A 23642-nucleotide genomic window follows, 5' to 3' on the forward strand; every position below is an offset into this window, starting at 1 on the left:
CGGTATTGATGGACGGAGCTGGGGCAGCGACTTCCTTCTCGGCAAACATGTTGAATCCTTCCAGAGATGAACCCCCCGCGTAGCCCGGTATGGCCGCGCTGCGCTCATCCCCATAGGATCTCTACCCACCCCAAGATCGAGCGCGACGGCGCAAATCCGACCTGTTCGGCGACGATGATCCGTTTGAGGGTAAAAGCCGGATCGAAAACATCGGCCCCGAATTCCGCGCAGAGCTTTTGGCCCGCTATGGCGGAGCAGAATTCACCCCGGAACAGATTTTCGGCTACGTCTACGCCATTCTGCACGCGCCATCCTACCGCGCGCGCTACGCCGAATTTCTGCGCATCGACTTTCCGCGCATCCCGCTCACCGAGCATCGGGCCGATTTCGAACGCCTCGCCGATCTCGGCTGGTCCCTCGCCCAAATCCATCTGATGAAAACCCTGCCGCGTTCAACCCTCGGGCGCTATCGCGGTAAAGGCGATAATTCGGTCGAAAAACCCCGCTACGCCGAGGCCGAACCGGCGGTTTATATCAATGCGGCGCAAAAATTCGCACCGATCCCGCCGGAGATATGGGCGTTCCAAATCGGCGGGTATCAGGTGCTCGACAAATACCTGAAATCGCGGAAAGGGCGGGTGCTGACGCTTGATGAGGTGACGCAAGTCGAGCGGATCGCGGCGGCGCTGGAGGCAACCATCGCCGCAATGGCGGCGATCAATGTGACGTATCGCGCGGCGTTTGAAGCGGCGCGGGGTTGAGGCGCGGTTGTGCGGCGGAATGGATTGCTTCAGCCACTGCGCGGCTTCGCAATGACGTGTTCGGGCGCGGTACTGTGCGAGCAGGATAATGCGATGATCGGTGTGAGCGGCTGATGGCGAAACTGGTCACTGAATTGAATAGCGCTTCAGATCGCGTGCAGCGTTGCCTGTCGCTGGAGATCACCTATCGCACCTTCGAGTTTGGGTGGGTGTTCTATAATATCTTCCCGAGCTTCGATGATCAGCCGATCCTGAACGACGCGGTGCTGAAGAACAGCGCGGATCGCGGTGGCACGAAGCCGGGCTCGCTTCATGCAAACGAGGACGAATTCTGTAGCCTGTTGCCCGACATGCGCCGGTTTCTGGAAAACGGGGAGACAGTGTTCTGGATGCCGGTGGAGGCGGATGTGGCGCTGGAGATCAAGCGCTGGAGCTTCGGCGACATCGAGCCGTTTGATCCAAGTCGCGCGGATCAGGATCAGAGTAATGTCGAGCTGATATTGGACATCGATCACTACCAGTTCCGCGACGTCACCGCCTATGGCGGTGGGATGATCAAAATCGTTTATCTCTGTTCCTGGACCGCCTTGCGGCAATTCTACCGCGATCTACGTGCCGAGTTCCTGACGTTCCGCGATGCGAATGACATTACTGCGTATAATGTCACACGCGGTTTCGACCGGCCCGAGCACGACTGGTTCTGATGCGGCAGACTTGCGCCCTGGCGCTTTGAGCGGCGTGGATTGCTTCGGCACTGCGTGCCTCGCAATGACAGGGTGGGATTGATTCCGGGTTTCCAAAGGCCTGCGGCCTTTGGCGGGTCCAGGGCAGAGCCCTGGCCTCACCTTGGCTGATTGTCAGTCAGAACGCGGCGTCTTCGAATTCCATCATGGTGGCGGAGCCGGACTGGATCGCGGCGAGCAGGGCACCGGTCTGCGGCAGCAGGCGTTCCATGAAGAATTTTGCCGTCTGCACCTTGGCCCGATAGAACTGGCCGGCGCCGTTTTGCTCGTCCGCCTTGGGTGCGGCGATGGCGACCATGCGCGCCCAGACGAAGGCCAGTGCGGTCAGGCCGAACAGGCGCAGATAATCGACCGAGGCGGCGCCGATTTCGTCATGGTTGGACATCGCGTTTTCCATGATGAAGCCGGTCGCGACCTGGACGTGTTCCAGCGCCTGCTGCAGCGGCGGTAAAAACGGCTCCAACGCCGCGTTATCGGCGTTGGCTTCGATGAACTCCATCACCGGATCGAGAAAGCGGGTGAGCAGGCGCCCGCCATCCTGCGGCAGTTTGCGGCCGACCAGATCGAGCGCCTGAATGCCGTTGGTGCCTTCATAGAGCATCGAGATGCGCGCATCGCGGACATATTGTTCGATGCCGTGATCGCGGATGTAGCCGTGGCCGCCATAGACCTGCACGGCGGTCGAGGCGATTTCGAAGCCAAGATCTGTGAACATGGCTTTGACGATCGGCGTCATCAGCGCGGAGAAATCATCGGCGGCCTGTTTCGCGTCGTCGTCGGTCGATTTGTGCAGGATTTCCAGCTCGCGCGCGACCCAGCCGGCGAGCGCGCGGCAGCCTTCGATATAGGCGCGCATGGTGAGCAGCATGCGGCGCACATCGGGGTGGACCAGGATCGGGTCGGCCTGCTTGTCCGGCGCCTTGGTGCCGGTCAGCGCGCGGCCCTGGATGCGGTCGCGCGCATAGGCAACCGCGTTCTGATAGGCGGTTTCGGCGATGCCGAGACCCTGGATGCCGACCGACAGCCGCTCGGTGTTCATCATCTTGAACATCGCGGCAAGGCCCTTGTTGGGCTCGCCGACCAGCCAGCCCTTTGCATCGTCGAAGCTGATCGCGCAGGTCGCCGAGCCCTTGATGCCCATTTTATGCTCGATCGCGGTGCAGGACACGCCGTTGCGCGGGCCGAGCGAGCCATCGTCCTTGACCAGCACCTTCGGCACCAGGAACAGCGAGATGCCCTTCACCCCGGCGGGTGCGTCCGGCAGGCGGGCGAGCACCAGATGGATGATGTTCTCGGTCAGGTCGTGTTCACCGGCGCTGATGAAAATCTTGTTGCCGGTGATGCTGTAGGACCCATCGTCGTTCGGCACCGCCCTGGTGCGCAGCATGCCGAGATCGGTGCCGCATTGCGGCTCGGTGAGGCACATGGTGCCGGACCATTTTCCTGACACGAGGTTAGGCAGGTAGGTTTGTTTCTGTTCCTCGGTGCCCGCGTGTGACAATGCCACATAGGCGCCGTGCGACAGGCCGGGATACAGGCCGAACGCCACGTTCGCCGAGCAGAGCATTTCCTCGACCATCAGTGCCGCCGGAATCGGCATGCCCTGCCCGCCATAGTCGGGAGATGCGCCCATCGCGGTCCAGCCGCCGTCGCGGAAGGTTTTGTACGCCTCCTTGAAGCCGGACGGTGTGCGGACCACGCCGTTTTCGTAGGTGCAGCCCTCGAGATCGCCGGACTGGTTGAGCGGGAACAGCACGGTTTCGGCCAGTTTCGCGGCCTCTTCCAGCACGCTGTCGATCAGCTCGGGGGTGAACTCCGCGTTGCCCGGCAGTTCGGCGAGCGCGGTACTGTCATAGAGTTCGTGGAGGACAAAGCGCATGTCCTCAAGCGGTGCCTTGTAGATCGGCATGGTCAGTCTCCGTTTGGTTCGTTCAGTTCCGCAAGGGCCGGCCGGTGTCGAGAATGTGCTTGATCCGCGCCTGGCTTTCCCTGGTGCGGAACAAAGCCATGAACGCCTCGCGCTCCAGCGCCATCACGTCGGTTTCCGAAACCGGGTCGACGATATCGACATCGCCGCCGGTCAGCACGCGGGCGAGATGCGACGCCACCGTGACATCGTGCGGTGTCGCGACGCCTTTTTTTCGGAATTCCTCCACCGCCATGCCAAGGCCGACCCGGCCGCTCGCACCGGGCAACTGCAGCATGGCCGGCTCGGGCTTCGCGTAGCCGTCGACCAGCGCGAGTGCGCGGGATTTGGCATCAGCGAGAACCCGGTAGCGATTCATCGTAATGCCGTCCTCGGGTTTCAGAAATTTCAGGTCCTTCGCCTCGGCGGCGGAGGTCGAGAATTTCGCGGTGGAGACCATTTCGAAGACTTTAGCGACAGCGGGCATCGGGCCTTTCGGCGCGTCCTTCGCGGTCTGCCAGCGGGCCAGCATGGTGGCGCAACCGCCCCAGCCGGGAACCAGCCCGACGCCGCATTCGACCAGGCCCATATAGGTTTCCGCGTAAGCCTGCACCGCGGAACAATGCAGCAGGATTTCGCAGCCGCCGCCGAGCGCGCGCCCAGCCGGCGCGCCGACCACCGGGAACGGGGCGTAGCGCAGCGCCTGATAGGCTTTCTGGCCTTCCTTGACGCTGCCTTCGATTTTTCCCCACATGCGCAGATTGGCGGCGAACACGGCGAGGCCGAGATTGGCGCCGACCGAGAAATTCTCGCGGCCCGGACCGGCGCGCAGATCCTCGCTATGGATCACCAGCGCCTTGTAGGATTTCTGCACCAGCGCGATGGTTTTTTCGAGCAGGGCGAGAATGTCGCCGTCCAGCGAGTTCATGATCGAGTGGAACTCGAAGCAGAGAACGCCGTCGCCGATATCCCAGACCGAGGCGGATTTGTTAGTGAGAACCGGCTTTGCACCGCGTTTGACGTCTTCCAGCAGCAGAACGCCATCGGGGCGTTTGACCGGACGATAGGTACCGTCGGAGCAAAATTGCAGGAGCGCGCTGCCTTCGGTTTTGTAAAAGGTGCCTTTGCCGAGCCTGGTGAGAATCGGCGGCACCGGGATCGACAATGCGGCAAGTTTTTCCGAAACCCAGTCCGCGCCCAATTTGTCGATCAACTCGAACGGGCCGTATTTCCAGGTATAGCCGAGGCGCATCGCCTCATCGACGCTCGCGATATCGTCGGCGATTTCCGGGATCAGCGAGGCGGCATAGGCGAGCACGCGGCCGAGCACACCCCAGGCATACTGGCCCGGCTTGCTCTTGGCGCCGACGAGTTTTTTCAGATCCTTCTTCGCGTCCTTCACCTCGTCGATTTTCGGGCGGACCGTGGCGCGCCATTCGAGGCGGCCCTGCGCGGCCGCCTTGAGCGACAGGGTTTCCTTCACCTTGTCGGCGCCGCGGCCGGAGCTGCGATAAAAACCGCCCTTGCCTTTCTTGCCGGTATAGCCTTCGGCGATCAGTTTTTCGATCATCGAGACGTCGCGATTGATCGCGTGGAACGGATCGGATTTCGGCAACAGGCGGGCGAGCGATGCGTTGACATGCGGGCCGAGATCGATGCCGACCAGATCCATCAGGCCGAATACGCCGGTCGACGGGAATCCCATCGGCTTGCCCATGATCGCGTCGGCTTCCTCGACCTCCAGGCCCATATCGAGCGCCAGAACCATCGCGCTCTGAATCCAGTAGGTGCCGATGCGGTTGGCGATGAAGCCCGGCGTATCGCGGCAGGAAATCACCGATTTGCCGAGAGTGACGTCGCAGAATTTCGTTATTTTATCGATGGTATCTCCGCGCGTGTCTGGGCCGGTCACGAGTTCCAGCAGGCGCATATAGCGCGGCGGGTTGAAGAAATGGGTGATGACGAAATCGGGTTTGAGCGTGTCCGGCATGTCCGACATCAATTCGGACAGCGGAATGGTGGAGGTGTTCGAAGACACCACCGAGCCCGGCTTGCGCACCTCGGCGATCCGCTTGTAAAGCGCCTGCTTGATGTCGAGCCGTTCGATGACGGCCTCGACGATCCAGTCGCATTCGGCGAGGCCGGCGAAATCGTCCTCGGTATTGCCCGGTGTGATCAGCCGCGCCGCCTTGGGCGACATCAAAGGCGCCGGCTCGATTTTCTTGAACCGCTCGATCGCGCCCCTGGCGATCGCGTTGCGGTCCGCGCTGCCCGGCTTGACGATGTCGAGCAGCTTCACCTTGATTCCGGCATTGGCGACATGGGCGGCGATCGCCGCTCCCATCACGCCGGCGCCGATGACGGCGACGGATTTGATTTCGCTTGCCATGTCAGACCGCCTCCAGCACCGTCGCGATGCCCTGGCCGCCGCCGATGCATTGCGTCGCCAGCGCGTATTTGCCGCCCTCGCGCTTGAGCACGGACGCCGCCTTGCCGGTGATGCGCGCCCCGGTGGCGCCGAGCGGATGGCCAAGCGCGATCGCCCCGCCGTCGAGATTGACGGTGGCGGGATCGAGTTCGAGATCGCGGATGCAGGCGAGCGCCTGCGAGGCAAAGGCTTCGTTCAGCTCGACCACGTTGATGTCGCGCGATGTCAACCCGGCGCGGGCAAGCGCTTTCCGCGAAGCCGCAACGGGCCCGATGCCCATGATGTCCGGCGCGCAGCCGGCGACGGCGATGGACTTGATTCGCGCCGTGACCGGCAGCCCGTGCTTCATCGCGTAATCCTCCGAGCAGACCAGAACCGCGGAAGCGCCGTCGGTCAGCGGCGAGGACGTGCCGGCGGTGACCGTGCCATTGGCGTCGAAGGCCGGCTTCAGCCCCGCGAGGCCCTCGCGCGAGGCGTCGTGGCGGATGCACTCGTCCTGGCTGACATTGGCCTTGTTCAGTGTGATCGGTACGATTTCGTCGGTGAGTTTGCCAGCCTTCTGCGCGGCAGAGGCCTTGACGTGGCTCGCGAGCGCAAATTCCTCCTGCGCGTCGCGAGTGATCTGCCAGCGCTGCGCGACATTCTCGGCGGTATCGCCCATGCCCATATAGGCGGCGGGGTTTTTCGCATGGAGCGCGGGCGAGGGCATCGGGTTGTAGCCGCCCATCGGCACGCGGGTCATGCTTTCCACGCCGACCGCGATGAACGCCTCGCCGGCGTTCATCTGGATCGCTCCGGCGGCCATGTGGATGGCATACATCGACGAGCCGCAGAAGCGGTTGACCGTGGCGCCGGCGACGGTGATCGGCAGATCGGCGAGAAGCCCGATCAGGCGGGCGACGTTCAACCCCTGCTCGGCCTCGGGGAAGGCACAGCCGACGATGATATCCTCGATGTCCTCGGCCTTCACCCCGGTGCGGGTGATCAGCGCGCGCACGACCTCCGCCGCCATTTCGTCTGGCCGCACCCGCGTCAGCCCGCCTTTCTTGGCGAGGGCGAAGGGTGAACGGGCATAGCCTGCGATGACGACGTTGGTCATTTGTGTAACTGGCTCCTGAACCTGTGGGTTGGGACTATTTTGGGCGCTGCTGGAGAGCCGCCTCGGCCTGGCGTTCGATATCCGCGAGTTCGGCGAGGCTCTGCTCGAGGGCCGCGCGCTGCTCCTGCAATTTGGCGATCCGCTTGCGCACGCCGGTCAGCAATTGCCTGACCTGGGTGTGCTGGGTCGGGTCGATATCGTAGAGATCGAGATAGTCCTTGATTTCGCGGAGCGAAAAGCCGAGCCGCTTGCCCCGCAGGATCAGCATCAGCCGGGCTCGGTCGCGCGGCGTATAGACGCGCGTGGTGCCGGCGCGGCTCGGGTTGATCAGCCCCTTGTCCTCATAGAAGCGTATCGTCCGCGCGGTGACACCGAGCTGACGCGCCAATTGGCTGACCGAGTAGAGCGCGTTCGCCTGGCCGCCGGCCTCGGCCATCTCGCGTTGGTGCCGCTGGTGCAGAGCGGTCATCGCCGGGCTATCCGTTGTCGTCATAGTCATACCCCATCCTGTGCCGTTCGAGAGACGTTTTTTTGGTTCAGCGTGGACGAACATGACCGATTCCGGGAGTTAACGCAAAGAGAATAGCCATTACGTATAGGTCATGCCCATACCTTTGTCCAGTGGAGAATGTCAGGATTTGGCGGTCTTCGCCGCCTCCTCGGCCACGAGCTCCTTTTTCGATAATTTGCCGACCATGGTTTTCGGCAGGGTTTCCCGGATTTCGACCGATTTCGGGATTTCGATCTTGTTCAGGTGGTCCTTGAGAAAGGCGAGAATCTCCTCCGGCGTCGCTTTGGTTCCGGGACGCAGGGTGACGAACAGCTTGGGCGCCTGACCGCGATAGGTGTCCGGGATGCCGATGGCGATCGCGTCCTGCACCGACGGGTGCTGATACGCCGCTTCCTCGATCACGCGGGGATAGACGTTGTAGCCGCCGCAGAGGATCAGATCCTTGATGCGATCGACGATGAACAGATAGTTGTCGGCGTCGAGATAACCGATATCGCCGGTGCGCAGCGCGCCGTCGACGAAGACCTTCGCGGTCTCGTCCGGGCGGTTGTAGTAGCCCTTCATCACCTGCGGGCCGCGCACGCAGATCTCGCCGCGTTCGCCCTGCGGCATCAGCCGTTCGGGGTGTTCGGGGTCGCGGATTTCGACGATGGTGCCGGGCAGCGGCGTGCCGACCGAGCCGCGCCTGACCCCGCTTGGCGGAGTCGCGGTGACGACCGGCGAGGTTTCCGACAGGCCGTAGCCTTCCAGCACGGCGCATTTGGACAGGCGCTCGAACCGCTCGGCGCCCTCGATCGAGATCGGCGCGCCGCCGGAGATGCAGAATTTGATGAAGGACAGATCCTTCCCCTCGCCCGCCGCGTTGCAGATCGCGGTATAGAGCGTGGGCACGCCCGGCATGATGGTGGGGCGCTTGCGGGCGATCGCCGCCATCAGCATTTTCATGTCGAGACGCGGCATCAGGATGAGTTCGGCGCCGATCGAAACTCCGAAATTCATCACCGCCGTCATCGCGAAGACGTGGAAGAACGGCAGGATGCCCATGATCCGCTCGGCGCCCTCGTCCATCGGCGGGCTGCCGGCGAGAACCTGCTGGACATTGGCGGTGATGTTGGCATGGGTGAGCATCGCCGCCTTGGGGACGCCGGTGGTGCCGCCGGTATATTGCAGCGTGGCGATATCGTTCTCAGGATCGATCGCGACCGGGCTGGGTTTGGCGGCGCCTGAAATCAGGGTCTCGAAGCGGAGATAGGGTAGTCCGGCGGGGATTTTCGCGAGTTCCTTGCTCTTGAACAGCCGGAACAGCAGCCCTTTGAGCGGCGGCAGCGCCGCAGCCATCGAGCAGACGATAACCCGCTGAAACAGCCCATTGGCGGCAAGCTTGCCGATTTTTTCGTGGATCATCGCGACATCGAGCGAGACCATGATGGTGGTGCCGGAATCGCGAACCTGTGCGGCGATCTCGCGCTCGGTATAGAGCGGGTTGTAGTTCACCACGGTGCCGCCGGCCTTCAGGATGGCGAAGTACATGACGACGAAATAGGGCGTGTTGGGCAGGCAGAGCCCGACCCGCGTGCCTTTGGCGACGCCGAGTTTCTGCAGTCCGGCGGCGGCGCGGTCGGCAAGCGCTGCGATCTCGCCCCAGTTCCAGCCCCGGCCGAGGAAATCGATCGCCGGGCGGGTGCCGAACCGGCGCGCGGCATCGTCCAGCATCGTGCCGGCCGGGCGGGCGACGGCGGTGAACTCCGCGACGGGACGAGGGGCGGCGAGATCGTTCATGGCGTTTTCCTCCAGAGACGGCTTGCGACACGGCTCAAAGGCCGCGTTCACTCAGGATGCGTTTAGTTGCCGTTAACGTAAATGTCTATCAAAACCTGCCGGCATTCGCAAGGATTTCGGTATGAATCGATGAAAAAACGGGACAAAAAAAGGGGCCCCGAAGGGCCCCGTTCCAACCGGCCGAAGTATCGGGAACTTCAAACCGCCTTGAGGTTGATGGCCGCGGCCTTGCCGCGTTCCATCGCGATTTCGTAGGAAACTTTCTGGCCTTCGTTCAGGCCGCGCATTCCGGCCGCCTGAACCGCGGTGATGTGGACGAAGACATCCTTGCCGCCGTCTTGCGGCACGATGAAACCAAAGCCTTTCGTGGTGTTGAACCACTTGACAGTGCCGATCGCCATTGCTGCGTCGTCGCTCCTTAGACACACCCGCCGTACGACCGCCGCACGGCTCAAGAGGGACAACCGGGTTTTGGACGTCTTGGCCGCATACGGAAACCCCCGTCTCGCGCAACAAGGCAAGCCAAAGTCGATTGCAGCGTTAATGACGCAGAAACACTCCGGCCTGTCAACGCGAATACGCAATGGCGCGGCGGGATTCCTGGCGATTCCAGCATGAAAGCGATACATTCTTCCGATCGCATAAACCGCCGCCGGCCGATTGCGCGGGCGGGACGGCGCGGCGATAGTGCAGCCATTCCAACGGGAGAAAACGATGAGCGGACCGAAAATTTTGGAAACGATCTCCGTGCAGAAATGTTTCGGCGGCACCCAGGGCGTGTATCGTCACGAATCGGCCGAAACCGGCTGCGCCATGCGATTCGGCCTGTTTCTTCCGCCGCAGGCGGAGCGCGGCAAGGTTCCCCTGCTCTACTGGCTTTCGGGCCTGACCTGCACCGAGGAGAATTTCGTGGTGAAAGCCGGCGTGCAGCGCGTTGCCGCCGAACTCGGCATCGCCATCGCGGTTCCCGACACCTCGCCGCGCGGGCTGGGCTATCCGGGCGAGGACGATGCCTATGATTTCGGCTCCGGTGCCGGGTTTTATGTCGATGCGACCGAGGCGCCGTGGCATCACGGTTATCGGATGTATTCCTATGTGACGAAGGAGTTGCCGGCGCTGATCGGAGAAAAATTTCCGGTCGATCCGGCGCGGGTGGGGATTTTCGGCCATTCGATGGGCGGCCATGGCGCGCTGACCATCGCGCTGAAAAACCCGGCTTCCTACAAATCGCTCTCGGCATTCTCGCCGATCGTCTCGCCGATGCGCTGCCCCTGGGGCGAAAAGGCGCTGACGGGATATCTGGGCGCCGATCGGGCCACGTGGCGGGATTACGATGCGACCGCGCTGATCGAGGCGCGGGGCTGGCAGGGCCCGCCGATCCTGGTCGATCAGGGCGATGCCGATCCGTTCCTGGAGCGGGAGCTCAAGCCGGAATTGCTGCGCGAGGCCTGCGCAGCGAAGGGCGTTTCACTCGATCTCAGGATGCGGGAGGGCTACGATCACTCCTATTTCTTCATCGCCAGCTTCATCGAGGATCATCTGCGGTTTCACGCGAAATATTTGTAAATGGAATGACTGAGCAGCGGAACGAGCTGACGCTACGTTCCGCTGTTATGATCCGGTGTCAGTCGGCGCTGGGGCCTTCCACGCTGTTTTCCAGAACCGCGCCTGTCTTGGCATCGACGCCGATTTCATGGGTCGCGCCTGTGGTTTTGATGTCGAAGGAATAGCGCAGGCCGCTGCCGCCTGTCTCGCGTTCGAGTTCCATGGCGGCGATCGTGCCGGGCTGCGCGCGCAGCGCGATCTGCCGCGCCCGGACCGGAGTGACTTTGGCGTCCTTCTGCAATGCCTGGCCGCTATAGGCGAAGGCCGAACCAGTGGCGGCGAGCGACAGAGCGGCGGCGATGGCGAAGCGTTTGGTGATGAGGGTCATCGGTGTTTCCTTGTCCTGCGGCCCGATGCGGGCCGGGAGCGGATGAGGCGCCGGCGCGCCGTGCCGGATCGTGACCGCAAGCTTGTGTCTCGGTAAGCCGGGCGATACAGTCGGTTTTGCGACGGTTCCGCGCGAGCGGATCAAATGGGAATGCCGTGACGCCTCGGCCGGGACGCAATCCCGGAGGCCAGTCGGTAGCTGCCCCCGCAACTGTGAGCGGCGAGCAAGGATGCATGGGCCGGCAACGGCCCGCCACTGGGGATTTCCCTGGGAAGGTGCATCGGCGCTGTGACCCGCGAGCCAGGAGACCTGCCGGCGCGGCACGAACAGACCCACCGGGCGGGGTGCCCCGGTCAAGGAGGCAGATATGGTGTTTTCAGAATTCCGGTCCGGCGGAGGGCATCGCGCATGACCGTCGCCAGCAATCTCGGCTTTCCGCGCATCGGCCATCGGCGTGCGCTGAAGACGGCGCTCGAAGCGCACTGGGCGGGCAAGAGCGGCGAAGCGGCCTTGCTGCGCGAGGCAGCAGCGCTGCGGGAAGCCCATTGGCGGCATCAGCACGGCGCGGGACTCGCGCATATCCCGTCCGGCGAATTCTCGCTTTACGATCATGTGCTCGATACCGCGACGATGCTGGGCGCGGTTCCGGCTGGCTATGGCTGGGACGGCGGCGGGCCGGTATCGCTCGCGACCTATTTCGCCCTCGCGCGCGGCAATGCGGAGAAGCCAGCGCTCGAAATGACCAAATGGTTCGACACCAATTACCATTATCTGGTGCCGCTGCTCGCGCGCGATCAGCGTTTCGTCCTTACCGAGAACCGCCCGCTCGCGTCGTTCCGCGAGGCGGCCTCGTCCGGCCTGCGGACCAGGCCGGTGCTGCTCGGGCCGGTGAGCTTCCTGCGCCTCGCCAAGACCACCGACGGCTCCGATCCGCTCGATCTGCTGGACGCGCTGGTGCCGGTCTATGCGCGCATCCTGCGCGAACTCGCCGAGGCGGGGGCGGTGATGGTGCAGATCGACGAGCCGGTGCTGGCGCTCGATCTGCCCGCCCGCGCGCGTGACGCCTTCGCCCGCGCCTATGGCGCGCTCGCCAAGGCCGGCCCGGAGCTTCTGCTCGCCAGCTATTTCGGGCCGATCGGCGACAACCTCCCGACGGTTCTCGGCCTGCCGGTCGCCGGACTGCATCTCGATCTCTGCCGCGGCTCGCTGGATCTCGGGCCTGTGCTGGAACAGGCGCGGCCCGATCTCGCTTTGTCGCTCGGGCTGGTGAACGGGCGCAATATCTGGCGGGCGGATCTGCGCGCCTGCCTCGCGACGGCGCAGCGCGTCGCCGAGGCGCGCGACGCGCGGCTTCTGATGATCGCGCCCTCCTGCTCGCTGCTGCATGTGCCGCTCGATCTCGCCGAAGAAACCGGGCTGCCGGCGGAGCTTGCCGGAAATCTGGCCTTCGCGATGCAGAAACTGGTGGAAATCAAGCTGATCGCGCGCGGCCTCGACGAGGGCGAGGCCGCGATCGCGGCAGCGCTCGACGAGTCGGATGCGGCGATCGCCGCGCGGGCGGCCAGCGACTCGGTGCATAACAAGGCGGTCGCATCCCGGCTCGCCGAAGCGACCGATGCGATGACCCGACGGCGTTCGGCGTTTCCGGTGCGCCGGGTAGCGCAGCGCTCAGCACTCGATCTGCCGCGCTTTCCGACCACCACGATCGGCTCGTTTCCGCAGACCACCGAGGTGCGCCGCGCACGGGCGGCGCACGCCAAGGGGGCGATCGACGATGCGGCCTATGACGCGGCGATCGAGACCTGGACGCGCGAGGCGATATCCTGGCAGGAGGCGATCGGGCTCGACGTGCTGGTGCATGGCGAATTCGAGCGCAACGACATGGTGCAGTATTTCGGCGAGCGTCTCGCCGGATTCGCCTTCACAAGGCATGGCTGGGTGCAATCCTATGGCAGCCGCTGCGTCGCGCCGCCGATCATCTGGGCGGATGTGTCGCGCCCCGCGCCGATGACGGTGCGCTGGGCGCGCTTCGCCCAGTCGCTGACCGAGAAGCCGGTGAAGGGAATGCTGACCGGGCCGGTGACCGTTCTGCAATGGTCGTTCGTACGCGAGGATATTCCGCGCGAGACGACCTGCCGGCAGATCGCGCTGGCACTCCGCGACGAGGTCGCCGACCTGGAAGACGCCGGCATCCGGGTGATCCAGATCGACGAGCCGGCCTTGCGCGAGGGGCTGCCTTTGCGTGCCGCCGAACGCGACGCCTATCTCGCCTGGGCGGTGGACTGCTTCCGTCTTTCGGCTTCGCCGGTGCGGGATGCGACCCAGATCCACACCCATATGTGCTACGCTGATTTCGAGGATATCCTCGATGCGATCGCCGCGCTGGATGCCGACGTGATCAGCATCGAGGCGACGCGAAGCCGGATGGCGCTGCTGGAGGCGTTCGAGAAGCGCAACTATCCGAACGAGATCGGGCCGGGCGTGTGGGACATCCACAGCCCGCGCGTGCCGGAGGCCGCCGAGATGGCGGCGCTGCTGGAACGCGCGGCGGCCCGGCTCGACCCCGACCGGCTCTGGGTCAATCCCGATTGTGGCTTGAAGACCCGGCGCTGGGACGAGGTTCGGCCCGCGCTGGAAAACATGGTCGCGGCGGCGCGGCGGCTGCGGGCCGCGACTCACTCGACCTGACGCATCTTCGCCCCCTCGCCGGAGGCAAACTCCGGCGAGGTTTCGGCGATGATCGCGGCGCGGCGGCGGAAATAGCGTTCGCGCTTGGTTTCCGCCGCAACGACGCGGTGATGCACGCGCAGCAGATCGGCGCGCGAAATGATCCCCTGGAGCCGGCCTTCATGATCGACCACCGGGATGCGCGGCGTGTCCTCGGTGATCATGCGCGAAGCGACGGTGATCGCCATCTCGCCTTCCCAGGCGGTGACCACGCGGCGATGGGCGAGCGCCGCACCGAGTGGAATCGCGCGATCCGCTTCGTTGCCGATCCAGGCGAGGATATCGGCGCGGGAGACCAGGCCGGCCAGATCGCCGTTCTCGTCGGTGACCGGATAGGCGCGATGGCGCGGCTCGGGGGCGAGGAAATACTCGATCGCGTCGCCGATGCTCATATCGGAACCGAGCGTCTCCACCGGGGTCGCCATGATCTCGCCGGCGCGCGCGATGGCGAGCGGATCGACGCTGTATTCCCGCGTCAGATGATGGCCGCGCCGGGCGATTTTCTCGGTCAGGATCGAGCGTTTCATCAGCAATACGGTAACGCCCATGCTCGCCATGCTGGCGGTGATGACCGGGAGCAGGATGAGATGATTGCCGGTGAGTTCGACCGCGAACAGGGTCGAGGTGAGCGGCGAGCGCATGGTTCCGCCCATCATCGCCGCCATGCCGACCACCGCCCAGAAGCCGGGTGCCGCGTGCGGCATGAACGGCGCCAGCACGGCGCCGAGCGCGCCACCCATGATGAGCAAGGGCGCCAGCACGCCGCCCGAGGTGCCCGAACCGAGAGCGACCGACCAGATCACGCTTTTGACCAGAACCAGCCTTATCGCCGCCGCGCCGACGAGGCCGCCGGCGAGAAGCTTGGCGATATCCGGGTAGCCGACGCCGAGCGCGAGCGGATCGAAGATGCCGCCGATACCGACCACCACGCCGCCGAGCACCGGCCACCACATCCAATGGATCGGCAGTTTCAGGAATCCGTCTTCGGCGGCGTAGACCATCATGGTGAGCAGCGCCGAACCGAGACCCGCGATCAGGCCCAGCCCGACCCAGCCGAGCGCGTGGAGCGGGTCGATGATGACGTTGTCGACATAGGGAAACAGCGGCGCGGGCGTGAGCACGTAGCGCCGTTCGATCGCGGCGGTGATGCACGCGATCGCGACCGGCAGCACGCTGCGCGGCTTCCATTCGAACAGCAGAAGCTCGACGGCGAGCAGGATCGCGGCGACCGGGGTGCCGAACACCGCCGTCATGCCCGCGCAGGCACCGGCGACCAGAAGCGTCTTGCGTTCGGCGTCGGTGAGGGAAAAACACTGCGCGAGCAGAGAGGCAGCCGCTCCGCCGGTCATGATGATCGGGCCCTCGGCGCCGAACGGGCCGCCGGTGCCGATCGAGATCGCCGAGGAGATCGGCTTCAGGATCGCGACCTTGAGGTCGAGCCGAGCATTGCCGAGCATGATCGCCTCGATCGCCTCGGGGATGCCGTGACCGCGGATTTTTTCCGAGCCGTAGCGCGCCATGATGCCGATGATGACCGCCCCGGCGACCGGGATCAGGATGGTCCAGAGCGCCGGATGGCCATGATGCGGCACCCCGCCGGGCTGCATCACCCTGGTGGACCAGATGCCGTAATAGGAGATGTTGTTGATCAGCGCGATCAGCCGGAGCAGAATCCAGCCGGCCGCGACACCGAAGGTTCCGGCGAGCAGCGCAAGGGCGGATAGCGGGAACAGGCGCTTATCCGTCGTGAAATCGCCGAGATCCGCGATACCGGATGCCGGTCGGGTACTGGGTTTCATGGAGCTGGAATCCGATTGAAGAGGAATATCGTTCTGTCGCGGCGCTAATATCGTAATACGACATATATAGACAAGAGGCGTTTCGGGTTACACTCGCGTATGTCCGACATGACCCTTTCCGATCACGACTACCGGACGCTCGCGGAGTTCCGATATGCGCTGCGCCGGTTCCTGTCCCTGAGCGAGACGGCGGCGCGCAGCGCCGGGCTGACGCCGCGCCAGCACCAGGCGCTGCTCGCGATCAAGGGGGCCGATGGCGCCGCGCCGATCGGCCTCGGCGATCTCGCCGAGCGGCTGGCGTTGCACCACAACAGCATGGTGGAATTGGCCGACCGGCTGGCCGATTCGGGCCTGGTTTCCCGGATTCCCGACAGCACGGACCGCAGGCGGGTGCGGCTGGCGCTGACGCCGGCGGGGGAAGAAAAACTCGCCGCGCTGTCGGCGATTCATCTGGAGGAACTGCGCCGGATGCGCCCGGTGCTGCAGCGGCTGATCGACCGGCTCACATAGATGCGTCCCGTGCGGGTTTGCGAACCCGCGCGGGACGCGGTGCGGGGCTACTGATTGACCTGCTCGGAACGGCTGGTCGTCGTCGTTACCGTCGAGGGTGCCCCCGGCACGGCCATGGGCGGCGGTGCCGGCACCAGCACTGGTCTGGTGGTGGTTTCCTCGGTGCTCGTGATGGTCCGGGTCGGCGGCGGGCCGGAACAGGCGGACAGGGCCGCCATGCCGCCGATCAGGGAAAGCCCCAGCGCCAATCGTACGCCGGCTTTGTTCGCGATCATCGCCATTCTCCTGTTGCTGTCAGGCCGCATCAAGGCGTGGTCGTTGTCGTGGTGGTGCGCCGCGTCGAGGTTGCCACGTAAGGCGCCGGCTGGGTGACCGTGACGCTCCTGCTTTCCGAAGCGGCGGTATCGGGATTGCCGTAGGTGGTTTGCTGCGAGTAACTCCGCGTGCCGTAGCCGTTATCGGTGCGCCTGGTCACCGTGGTGCTGAGCGTGCCCGGCGGCGGCGGAACGATGGCGGGTGGCGCCGGAGGCACGACGGCGGTGGTGGTCGTGGATTGATAGGTGGTCGATTGCGCCAGCGCGGCACCGCTCATCAGAGCCAGGGCCGCCAGACTCGGCAAGATATATTTTTTCATAACAATATCTCCTCTCATTGCTTCGCGAAGACAAGTCACCATACGGGACGTGTCGCCACACGGAACAAGTCGCCTGCAAAATATAGGCAACCGAGCCGAATCGTTCCAATAAAATCGTCATTACAGATTCGACATTTATTATAAATCAACCAAAAATATGTCGCCATTATTTTGACATGAACATTTTTGATTTAACGCCTGTTTTCAAACACCGTCACAAAGATGCCGGAATTTTTGTTGCCGCCGGATTACCCGAATGCCAAAGGTCGGTGCCGGCGTTGTGAAGGGCGGGCAGTTGCATAAGCGCGCCAGGTTTCGCCGCCGCGGGAAATCGCCCTATAGTCGGATCATGAGCATCCTTTCGAAGCTGACCCTCACCGCCGTTCTGGGTGTTGCCGCGCTGTCCCTGTCCGGTTGCGGCCTCGCCGCGGCGCCCTGCCGCGTCACCTCCGCCGGGCTGAAGATCGTGCCGCTTCTCGGGCCGGTCGCCGCGGCGCCGACCGATGCCTGCGCGAACGTGATCGACCCGACGCCGACACGAAGCTGACGGACAAACGGCGCGCCATACCAGCCAGCCCGTCCATCCATGTCGCGGCGGTCGATCGGCGCGGAATTTCATGGCTTTGTGGATCGCTGTGCGATTCCACTTAAAGCCATATTGCTCTAGGTCCCGGTATCGGCATTTGCGGTCGCAACCGGTGCCGTGCGATCCGCCGAGCCGCGCGCTTCGATCGCCTCATGGCGCTCGATCAGGGCCTGCGCCCGGCGCACCACGGGAACATCGATCATCCGCCCCTCGAAGGCAACCGCGCCCCGCCCCGCTTTCGTCGCCTCCTCATAGGCCGCGACCAGCCGCCGCGCGTGATCGAGTTCGGCCGACTGCGGGCGGAACGCCTCGTTGAGGATCGCGACCTGTCCTGGATGAATCACCGACGCGCCGGAAAAACCGAGGCGGCGGGAGCGTTCGATCGTGGCACGGAAGCGGCCGAGATCGGCGAAATCGGCGACCGTGCCCAAAAAGCCGAGCGGCAGGATGCCGGCGGCGCGCGCCGCGAAGATCGCCTGCTGCTTGGGAAACAGCAAACCATCGGCCTCGGGTACCATGCCGACCGCGAGTGCCAAATCCTCCGACCCCACCGTCAGCGCCACCAGACGCGGATGGGCGCGGGCGATCGCCTCGGCCTGGAAGATGCTGCCGGGGGTCTCCAACATCGCGATCAGCCTGGTGTGCCCCGGAGCCATGCCGCGCTCGGCCTCAATCTCGTCGACGGTTTCGGCGATCAGGCGCAGATGGTCGGCGCTCTCGATCTTCGGGAGCATGAGTGCGGTGACCCCTGGGGAAACCGCCACCTCCAGATCGCGCACCAGCATCCGCCAGGGGCGGTTGACGCGGACGATCACATTCGCGCCGGCAGCACTCACGGTTTTCGTGGCGGCGGCGATCATGCCACGCGCGAGCTCCTTCTCGGCGACCGGGATCGAATCCTCAAGATCGAGAATGATCGCATCCGCACCGCGCCGCGCCGCGCCGGCGACGAAGCGTTCGACCGTCACCGGCACGAACAGCATGGAACGCCAGATCGGCAGGGTTCGGCCCGAAAATTCAGTCATGATGTATCCTTTGCTCTGATGCCCGCGGCACGACCATGGCTGGCGGTTCGCGACGTTCTATAACCTGCGCCGCAGTTATGGGAGACGATCGGAATGGACGCTGGCCTGCATCAGAAGGAGTACGAGCCCGGTGCGCGAGCGCCGCTGAACGGCGTGCGGGTGCTCGATCTGTCGCGCCTGGTCGCCGGCAATGTCGTGACGCATGTGCTGGCCGATTTCGGTGCCGATGTCATCAAGGTAGAAAACCCAGCGACCGGCGACGATCTGCGCCACTGGCGCGTCGACGATATTTCCACCCACTGGAAAGTCTATGCCCGCAACAAGCGGAGTCTCGCGCTGGATTATCGCGACCCCGAAGGGCTGGCGCTGCTGCTGCGTCTGGTTGCGATCGCCGACGTACTGGTGGAGAATTTCGTCCCCGGCAAGCTCGAACGCATGGGGCTAGGGCCGGATATTCTGCTGGAGGCGAACCCGAAGCTCGTCGTCGCGCGAATCTCCGGCTGGGGCCAGACCGGGCCGTTCCGCGCCAAGCCGGGCTTCGGCAGTCTGGTCGAGGCGATGTCGGGCTTCGCCGCGATGAACGGCTACCCGGACCGTCCGCCGGTGCTGCCGCCGCTCGCCCTCGCCGACATGATCACCGGGCTTTACGGGGCAACCGCGATCATGATCGCGCTGCGCCATGTCGAAGTGGCGGGCGGGCGCGGCCAGGTAGTCGATCTTTCGCTGTTCGAGAGCATGCTGAGCGTGCTCGGTCCGCAGGCGGCGAATTATGCGCTGACCGGCCGCGCCCCGGCGCGTCACGGCAGCAGGTCGGGCACCACCGCGCCGCGCAACGTGTATCGGTGCGCAGACGGCAAATATGTCGCCTTGTCGGCCTCGATGCAGCAAATGGCCGAACGCCTGTTCCGCGTCATCGGGCGGCCTGAACTGATCGTCGATCCGCGATTCGCGACCAACAGCGCGCGCGTCGCCCATAACGATCTGCTCGACCCGATCGTGGCCGAGTTCATGGCGGCGCACACGCAGGCGGAGAATCTGGCTTTGTTCGATCAGGCGGGCGTGACGGTCGGGCCGGTCTGCGACCCAGCGGATTTGATAGCCCACGATTTCGTTCGCGAACGCGAGGCGCTGATCGCCCTGCCGGACCCGGAGATGGGATCGCTGCCGATGCACAATATCCCGGTACGCCTGTCCGAAACTCCCGGCGCGCTGACCCGCCCGGCGCCGGAGCTTGGGGCGGACACCGAGGATGTGCTGGCCCTGATCGAGACCGACACGGCGGCGATCGCCGCGCTGCGGGAGCGCAAGGTCATCAAATAAGCAAGAGCCGTCTTCCGCGTATGGAATTTTCTATAGAAAACCCGTCGAAATCCATGGCACGGCGGCGACGACGATCAGAGCGACGACGAGTGTTGCCATGTAGGGCCAGATGCGGCCCAGCGCTTCGTCGCTCGACGCCTTGCTGATCAGGCAGGTCTGGTAGAAGCCGACGCCGAAGGGCGGCGAGAACAGGCCGATGCCCATCGCGAGGATCGAGACGATCGCATACTGGATCACGTTGATGCCGACCTGCCCCGCGATCGGAAACAGCAGCGGGCCGAACAGCACCATCGCGGGCAGTCCCTCAAGCACGCTGCCGAGCACGATGAACAGCAGGATCGACACCGCCATGAAGCCGTATTTGCCGCCGGGCAGCCCGGTCATCGCCGCGGTCAGGGTCTGCGCGAAACCCGCCTGGGTCAGCGCCCAGGCCATCGCGCTCGCCGCCCCGATAATGAGCAAAATCGCCCCCGAAAGGGCCGCCGTTTCGACCAGAATCGGAAACACCCGCCGCCAGTCGAAACAGCGATAGACGACGAGGCCGACCAGCACGGCGTAGACCACGCCGATCGTGGCAACCTCGGTCGCGGTGGCGATGCCGGCCAGCACGGCATAACGGATCAGAAACGGCAGGATCAGCGCGGGAATCGCCACGAGGAACAGGCGCGCGGCTTCGCGCGGTGCCACGGTCGCGCCGCTCGGCCGCTCGTTTCTGGTACGGAAGAAAATCAGGATGATCAGGCCGAGCGCGGCCACCGCCGCCGGCAGCAGGCCGCCGGTAAACAGCGCGGCGGTTGACACGCCGGTCACCGCGCCGACGATGATCAGCACGAGGCTCGGCGGAATCGTTTCCGACATCGCGGCGGCGGCGGCGAGCTGGGCGACCAGTTCGCCCGGCGGCGTGCCGCGCCGCTTCATTTCCGGCAGCAGCACCGGGGCCACCGCCGCCTGGTCCGCCGCCTTCGAGCCGGAAATCCCGGCGATCAGATAGATCGCGCCGATCAGCACATAGGACAGCCCGCCACGGCGGTTGCCCACCAGCGCGCTCAGCAGATCGACCAGTGCCCGCGCGATGCCGGTCATTTCGAGCAGCAGGCCGAGAATGACGAACATCGGCACGGCCAGCAGCTCGATCGACGCCATGCCCTGATCCATCTGGCTGATCACGATGGACAGCGGGATCGAGCTGGTAAAATAGATATAGCCGATCGTCGCGATGCCGAAGGCGAAGGCGATCGGCACGCCGGCGAAAATGCAAACCCCGACGATGAGAACGAAGAACACGACAAGATCGCCATTGCCGATGGCGTAGAGCAGCGGCTCGGCGGCCCACAGGCCGAGGCCGATCACGACCCCGATCGCCAGCGTGATCAGCAATTCCCGCCATGCCGCGCCGGCGAACAGTTGCCGGAGCGCGACGTAAAACAGCATCATCAGAGCAACCAGCTGCCCGGCAACCTCCCAGGAACCGGGAATATGCAGCGTCGGCGTGGTGATGGCCTGCTGTTCGTACATATAGCCGATTCCCGGCACGATCAGTTCGAGGGTGAATACCGCGACGATCAAGCCCGCGATGCGCGCCAGAAAGCGCTGCCGCCCCGGCGTCAGCCGGGCGACCAGAACGGTCATCCGCATATGCTCGCCGCGCCGCAGTGCGATGACCGCACCCAGGCTGACGAGCCAGAGAAACAGAATCTCCGCGAGTTCGTTCGACCAGATCAGCGGCTTGTCGAGCACGTAGCGCCAGATGATGCCGGCAAACAAAATGATAATTTCAATAACGACAAGGGCTGCCGCCAGCCCTTGCGTTATCCAGTCGACCAGCACGTCCAGCCGCCGGAGGGCGGCGGCTGGGGTATTCGGTTGCACGTTCATTCAGTGTGTCAGGAGAGCTTGCCGGTATAGGCTTCGAGCGCCGACCATAGCTTCGGCCCGAATTTCTTCTCCCAATCCTTGTAGAAACCGGCTTTGATCAGGGCGTCCTGGAACGCCTTCGGGTCGGTGCTGTTGAACACCATGCCCTGCTTGGTCAGCTTGCCTTTCAGCGAGTTGTTCAGCGTGTTGTTGGCGACGCGCTGCTTGGGCGCCTGTTCGTTGAACGCGGCCTCGACGATTTTGCGGTCCGCTTCCGGCATGCTCTTCCAGAACGCGCCGTTCACCAGCATCCAGTAACCCACCCACATGTGGTTGGTCATCGAGCAGTATTTCTGGACCTGATAGTATTTCTGGGTTTCGATCAGGCCGAGCGGATTTTCCTGACCGTCGACCACCTTGGTCTGCAGCGCGGTATACAGCTCCGCGATGTTCAGCGAGGTGGGCGCCGCGCCCAGATATTTGAACAGCGACACCGAAATGGGGCTGGGCGGGACGCGAATTTTGAAGCCCTTGAGATCGGCCGGGGTCTTGATCGGCTTGGTGCTGGTGGTGATTTGGCGGAAGCCTTCGTCCCAGATCCGGCGCATCGGGTAGAGACCGAGCTTCATGATATCGGCGCGCACCACAGCGCCGACCTTGCCGTCGAGCGCTTTCCAGGCGGTTTCGATATTCTTGAACGCGAAGCCGACATTGTCGATCGCCGCACTCGGCACCAGGCTGGAGAGGATGTTGTCGCCGATCCCCATCATCTGGATCGCGCCGGAGCGCACTTCCGACAGCATATGCGTGTCGTCACCGAGTTCGTTGCTCGGGAAAACCTGCACCCGCACCCGCCCCTTGGTTTCGGCGGCGATGCGCTTGCCGGCCTCGGTCGCGTTGACCGCGGTGGGATGATCGGCCGGCACGTCGAGCCCGAGCTTGATCAGGAACGGCCGTGCCGCGCGCGCGGAACCCGGCGCCAGAGCCGCCGCACCGGCCATGGCACCCGCGCCGGCCAGAAATTGCTTGCGCGAAATAGTTGCCGTCATTTCAACTCCTCCGTGTTGACTGCCTCACCCGGATATTTCCAGGGTTGGCGTTGATTTCAGTGGCCTTCCGGCCGCACCGGCGCCCTGATTATCGGCAACCCGCAGCATTTACAAATGCGCGCCGGCGTCGCCGCGCCGGGCGCTGGGGTGATGCGTCCGGGGTTTCTCCAAATATATGACGAAACAAATGCTTATCTACCGGAATCGCTTGCGGCGGAACGGGTCGGCATATCGCCGTATCCGGCGAGGGTCGCCGCGACCTGCTCGCGCAGCCAGATCGCGGCGGGATCGCGGTCCCACTGGGCGGACCACACCATCGACACGGCCGGCACCCGCAAGTCCAGCGGTGTCGCATATCCTGAACCGCGGCGGTCTCGATCGACTCAGCCTGATCGGCATGTCCTGGGGCGGGTCGGTAACCGCCGCCTATACCGCCGCGCACGGCGAGACCGTGGCGAAGCTCGCTCTGATCGCGCCGCAATGGCTGACGGAAGGGCCGGTGCGGATCGACGCGGGCGGCCCGCTCGGCGCTTATCGGCGCATCGACGTGCAGGCATTCCGGCAGCGCTGGCTCGATGCCGCACCGGCGGACCGGCGCGACGGCCTGATCCCCGCCGGCTGGTTCGATTCTTGGGCGGAGACGACGCTGGCAACCGATCCAGGAGCCGGCGCGCCCGGCACGATCCGCGCGCCGAGCGGTGCCGTGCTCGACGTGCGCGAATACTGGACGGCGGGGCGGCCGATCTACGATCCCGGCGCGATCCGCTCCCCGGTGCTGCTGACCCATGCGGAATGGGATGCCGACGTGACGATCGACCGCATACAGGCGCTGTTCCTGCGCCTGACCGGCGCACCTTACCGCCGCTGGGTCGAGATCGGTGAGGGAACCCATATGGTCGTGCTGGAGAAGAATCGCTGGCAGGTAATCGACGCCATCGTGGCCTTCCTAAAGGAAACCCGTGCACTGATCGACTGAAA

Annotated in this window: 22 protein-coding genes and 1 riboswitch; of the genes, 8 read left to right on the top strand and 14 right to left on the bottom strand. The window is 64.4% G+C overall.

Translation table 11 applies throughout. The features are described 5' to 3' along the window. Positions 1–161 precede the first annotated feature (161 nt). Together L2A60_RS11195 and L2A60_RS11200 are read left to right on the top strand one after the other, a co-directional pair. Positions 162–761, top strand: a complete 600-nt coding sequence (locus tag L2A60_RS11195; RefSeq protein WP_268920231.1) for a type ISP restriction/modification enzyme — start codon at positions 162–164, stop codon at positions 759–761. 113 nt (positions 762–874) lie between these two features. Beyond that, entirely contained in the window at positions 875–1465 is a 591-nt protein-coding gene (locus L2A60_RS11200; RefSeq protein ID WP_235704463.1) for a hypothetical protein, read from the top strand. Between the two features lie 157 nt (positions 1466–1622). Here L2A60_RS11200 and L2A60_RS11205 read toward each other — a convergent pair whose 3' ends face one another. The 6 genes from L2A60_RS11205 to L2A60_RS11230 all read right to left on the bottom strand — a co-directional run bounded on the left by L2A60_RS11205 (position 1623) and on the right by L2A60_RS11230 (position 9628). Next, entirely contained in the window at positions 1623–3413 is a 1791-nt protein-coding gene (locus tag L2A60_RS11205) for an acyl-CoA dehydrogenase C-terminal domain-containing protein (RefSeq protein ID WP_235704464.1), read from the bottom strand. A 22-nt stretch (positions 3414–3435) separates the two neighbouring features. Continuing rightward, positions 3436–5799, bottom strand: coding sequence for a 3-hydroxyacyl-CoA dehydrogenase/enoyl-CoA hydratase family protein (locus L2A60_RS11210; protein ID WP_235704465.1), 2364 nt, complete (start codon positions 5797–5799; stop codon positions 3436–3438). 1 nt (position 5800) lies between these two features. Then, positions 5801–6937: a thiolase family protein gene (locus L2A60_RS11215; protein WP_235704466.1), complete on the bottom strand. Its 1137-nt coding sequence runs from the start codon at positions 6935–6937 to the stop codon at positions 5801–5803. A gap of 34 nt (positions 6938–6971) precedes the next feature. After that, complete coding sequence (locus tag L2A60_RS11220; RefSeq protein ID WP_456237168.1) at positions 6972–7430, bottom strand: MerR family transcriptional regulator; 459 nt, start codon at positions 7428–7430, stop codon at positions 6972–6974. 138 nt (positions 7431–7568) lie between these two features. Beyond that, the gene (locus tag L2A60_RS11225) at positions 7569–9227 is read right to left on the bottom strand and encodes a long-chain-fatty-acid--CoA ligase (RefSeq protein WP_235704467.1); all 1659 of its coding nucleotides are present in this window, start codon (positions 9225–9227) and stop codon (positions 7569–7571) included. Between the two features lie 197 nt (positions 9228–9424). Continuing rightward, on the bottom strand, positions 9425–9628 hold the full coding sequence (locus tag L2A60_RS11230; RefSeq protein ID WP_029312631.1) for a cold-shock protein: 204 nt from the start codon (positions 9626–9628) through the stop codon (positions 9425–9427). 313 nt (positions 9629–9941) lie between these two features. Here L2A60_RS11230 and fghA point away from each other — a divergent pair, with 313 nt between their 5' ends. Then, complete coding sequence (gene fghA / locus L2A60_RS11235) at positions 9942–10793, top strand: S-formylglutathione hydrolase (protein WP_235704468.1); 852 nt, start codon at positions 9942–9944, stop codon at positions 10791–10793. A 58-nt stretch (positions 10794–10851) separates the two neighbouring features. Here the strand turns inward: fghA and L2A60_RS11240 are convergent, their stop codons facing one another. Then, positions 10852–11160, bottom strand: coding sequence for a PepSY domain-containing protein (locus L2A60_RS11240; protein ID WP_235704469.1), 309 nt, complete (start codon positions 11158–11160; stop codon positions 10852–10854). 105 nt (positions 11161–11265) lie between these two features. Further along, a riboswitch (cobalamin riboswitch) is annotated at positions 11266–11491 on the top strand. 77 nt (positions 11492–11568) lie between these two features. Between L2A60_RS11240 and metE the strand changes: the two genes are divergently transcribed. After that, positions 11569–13848 (top strand): 5-methyltetrahydropteroyltriglutamate--homocysteine S-methyltransferase, encoded by a 2280-nt coding sequence (gene metE / locus L2A60_RS11245; RefSeq protein WP_235704470.1) that lies wholly within the window; start codon positions 11569–11571, stop codon positions 13846–13848. Here the strand turns inward: metE and L2A60_RS11250 are convergent. Beyond that, positions 13836–15686: a chloride channel protein gene (locus L2A60_RS11250; protein ID WP_235704471.1), complete on the bottom strand. Its 1851-nt coding sequence runs from the start codon at positions 15684–15686 to the stop codon at positions 13836–13838. The two genes, metE and L2A60_RS11250, sit on opposite strands and share 13 nt — an antisense overlap. A 108-nt stretch (positions 15687–15794) precedes the next feature. Between L2A60_RS11250 and L2A60_RS11255 the strand changes: the two genes are divergently transcribed. After that, the gene (locus L2A60_RS11255) at positions 15795–16196 is read left to right on the top strand and encodes a MarR family winged helix-turn-helix transcriptional regulator (RefSeq protein WP_235704472.1); all 402 of its coding nucleotides are present in this window, start codon (positions 15795–15797) and stop codon (positions 16194–16196) included. 47 nt (positions 16197–16243) lie between these two features. Here L2A60_RS11255 and L2A60_RS11260 read toward each other — a convergent pair whose 3' ends face one another. Further along, complete coding sequence (locus tag L2A60_RS11260) at positions 16244–16471, bottom strand: hypothetical protein (RefSeq protein ID WP_235704473.1); 228 nt, start codon at positions 16469–16471, stop codon at positions 16244–16246. Between the two features lie 29 nt (positions 16472–16500). Beyond that, positions 16501–16830, bottom strand: coding sequence for a hypothetical protein (locus tag L2A60_RS11265; protein WP_235704474.1), 330 nt, complete (start codon positions 16828–16830; stop codon positions 16501–16503). 349 nt (positions 16831–17179) lie between these two features. On the opposite strand from L2A60_RS11265, the gene L2A60_RS11270 reads away from it, so the two are divergent. Further along, on the top strand, positions 17180–17377 hold the full coding sequence (locus tag L2A60_RS11270) for a DUF6726 family protein (RefSeq protein ID WP_235704475.1): 198 nt from the start codon (positions 17180–17182) through the stop codon (positions 17375–17377). A 116-nt stretch (positions 17378–17493) separates the two neighbouring features. Here the strand turns inward: L2A60_RS11270 and L2A60_RS11275 are convergent, their stop codons facing one another. Next, on the bottom strand, positions 17494–18441 hold the full coding sequence (locus L2A60_RS11275) for an HpcH/HpaI aldolase/citrate lyase family protein (RefSeq protein WP_235704476.1): 948 nt from the start codon (positions 18439–18441) through the stop codon (positions 17494–17496). 93 nt (positions 18442–18534) lie between these two features. Here L2A60_RS11275 and L2A60_RS11280 point away from each other — a divergent pair, with 93 nt between their 5' ends. After that, complete coding sequence (locus L2A60_RS11280) at positions 18535–19761, top strand: CaiB/BaiF CoA transferase family protein (protein WP_235704477.1); 1227 nt, start codon at positions 18535–18537, stop codon at positions 19759–19761. Between the two features lie 30 nt (positions 19762–19791). Here the strand turns inward: L2A60_RS11280 and L2A60_RS11285 are convergent, their stop codons facing one another. The 3 genes from L2A60_RS11285 to L2A60_RS20600 form a co-directional block, all read right to left on the bottom strand. Further along, positions 19792–21636, bottom strand: a complete 1845-nt coding sequence (locus L2A60_RS11285) for a TRAP transporter large permease (protein WP_235704478.1) — start codon at positions 21634–21636, stop codon at positions 19792–19794. Between the two features lie 8 nt (positions 21637–21644). Next, positions 21645–22664 (bottom strand): TRAP transporter substrate-binding protein, encoded by a 1020-nt coding sequence (locus tag L2A60_RS11290; RefSeq protein WP_235704479.1) that lies wholly within the window; start codon positions 22662–22664, stop codon positions 21645–21647. 191 nt (positions 22665–22855) lie between these two features. Beyond that, entirely contained in the window at positions 22856–22981 is a 126-nt protein-coding gene (locus L2A60_RS20600) for a hypothetical protein (protein ID WP_268920230.1), read from the bottom strand. Between the two features lie 29 nt (positions 22982–23010). On the opposite strand from L2A60_RS20600, the gene L2A60_RS11295 reads away from it, so the two are divergent. Then, a complete protein-coding gene (locus L2A60_RS11295; protein ID WP_235704480.1) occupies positions 23011–23640 on the top strand; it encodes an alpha/beta fold hydrolase in 630 nt (209 codons plus the stop codon). The last annotated feature ends 2 nt before the right edge of the window (positions 23641–23642 follow it).

Source organism: Acidiphilium iwatense, from assembly GCF_021556475.1.
GTDB classification, from domain to species: domain Bacteria; phylum Pseudomonadota; class Alphaproteobacteria; order Acetobacterales; family Acetobacteraceae; genus Acidiphilium; species Acidiphilium iwatense.

Excerpts from the sequence above, each read along its gene's own strand:
- L2A60_RS11275 (WP_235704476.1), bottom strand. The coding sequence starts at position 18,441 with ATGACTGAATTTTCGGGCCGAACCCTGCCGATCTGGCGTTCCATGCTG.
- L2A60_RS11255 (WP_235704472.1), top strand. The coding sequence starts at position 15,795 with ATGACCCTTTCCGATCACGACTACCGGACGCTCGCGGAGTTCCGATAT.
- metE (WP_235704470.1), top strand. The coding sequence starts at position 11,569 with ATGACCGTCGCCAGCAATCTCGGCTTTCCGCGCATCGGCCATCGGCGT.
- L2A60_RS11280 (WP_235704477.1), top strand. The coding sequence starts at position 18,535 with ATGGACGCTGGCCTGCATCAGAAGGAGTACGAGCCCGGTGCGCGAGCG.
- L2A60_RS20600 (WP_268920230.1), bottom strand. The coding sequence starts at position 22,981 with ATGGTGTGGTCCGCCCAGTGGGACCGCGATCCCGCCGCGATCTGGCTG.
- fghA (WP_235704468.1), top strand. The coding sequence starts at position 9,942 with ATGAGCGGACCGAAAATTTTGGAAACGATCTCCGTGCAGAAATGTTTC.
- L2A60_RS11200 (WP_235704463.1), top strand. The coding sequence starts at position 875 with ATGGCGAAACTGGTCACTGAATTGAATAGCGCTTCAGATCGCGTGCAG.
- L2A60_RS11230 (WP_029312631.1), bottom strand. The coding sequence starts at position 9,628 with ATGGCGATCGGCACTGTCAAGTGGTTCAACACCACGAAAGGCTTTGGT.
- L2A60_RS11225 (WP_235704467.1), bottom strand. The coding sequence starts at position 9,227 with ATGAACGATCTCGCCGCCCCTCGTCCCGTCGCGGAGTTCACCGCCGTC.
- L2A60_RS11220 (WP_456237168.1), bottom strand. The coding sequence starts at position 7,430 with ATGACGACAACGGATAGCCCGGCGATGACCGCTCTGCACCAGCGGCAC.
- L2A60_RS11265 (WP_235704474.1), bottom strand. The coding sequence starts at position 16,830 with ATGAAAAAATATATCTTGCCGAGTCTGGCGGCCCTGGCTCTGATGAGC.
- L2A60_RS11250 (WP_235704471.1), bottom strand. The coding sequence starts at position 15,686 with ATGAAACCCAGTACCCGACCGGCATCCGGTATCGCGGATCTCGGCGAT.
- L2A60_RS11270 (WP_235704475.1), top strand. The coding sequence starts at position 17,180 with ATGAGCATCCTTTCGAAGCTGACCCTCACCGCCGTTCTGGGTGTTGCC.
- L2A60_RS11210 (WP_235704465.1), bottom strand. The coding sequence starts at position 5,799 with ATGGCAAGCGAAATCAAATCCGTCGCCGTCATCGGCGCCGGCGTGATG.
- L2A60_RS11285 (WP_235704478.1), bottom strand. The coding sequence starts at position 21,636 with ATGAACGTGCAACCGAATACCCCAGCCGCCGCCCTCCGGCGGCTGGAC.
- L2A60_RS11260 (WP_235704473.1), bottom strand. The coding sequence starts at position 16,471 with ATGATCGCGAACAAAGCCGGCGTACGATTGGCGCTGGGGCTTTCCCTG.
- L2A60_RS11205 (WP_235704464.1), bottom strand. The coding sequence starts at position 3,413 with ATGCCGATCTACAAGGCACCGCTTGAGGACATGCGCTTTGTCCTCCAC.
- L2A60_RS11215 (WP_235704466.1), bottom strand. The coding sequence starts at position 6,937 with ATGACCAACGTCGTCATCGCAGGCTATGCCCGTTCACCCTTCGCCCTC.
- L2A60_RS11290 (WP_235704479.1), bottom strand. The coding sequence starts at position 22,664 with ATGACGGCAACTATTTCGCGCAAGCAATTTCTGGCCGGCGCGGGTGCC.
- L2A60_RS11240 (WP_235704469.1), bottom strand. The coding sequence starts at position 11,160 with ATGACCCTCATCACCAAACGCTTCGCCATCGCCGCCGCTCTGTCGCTC.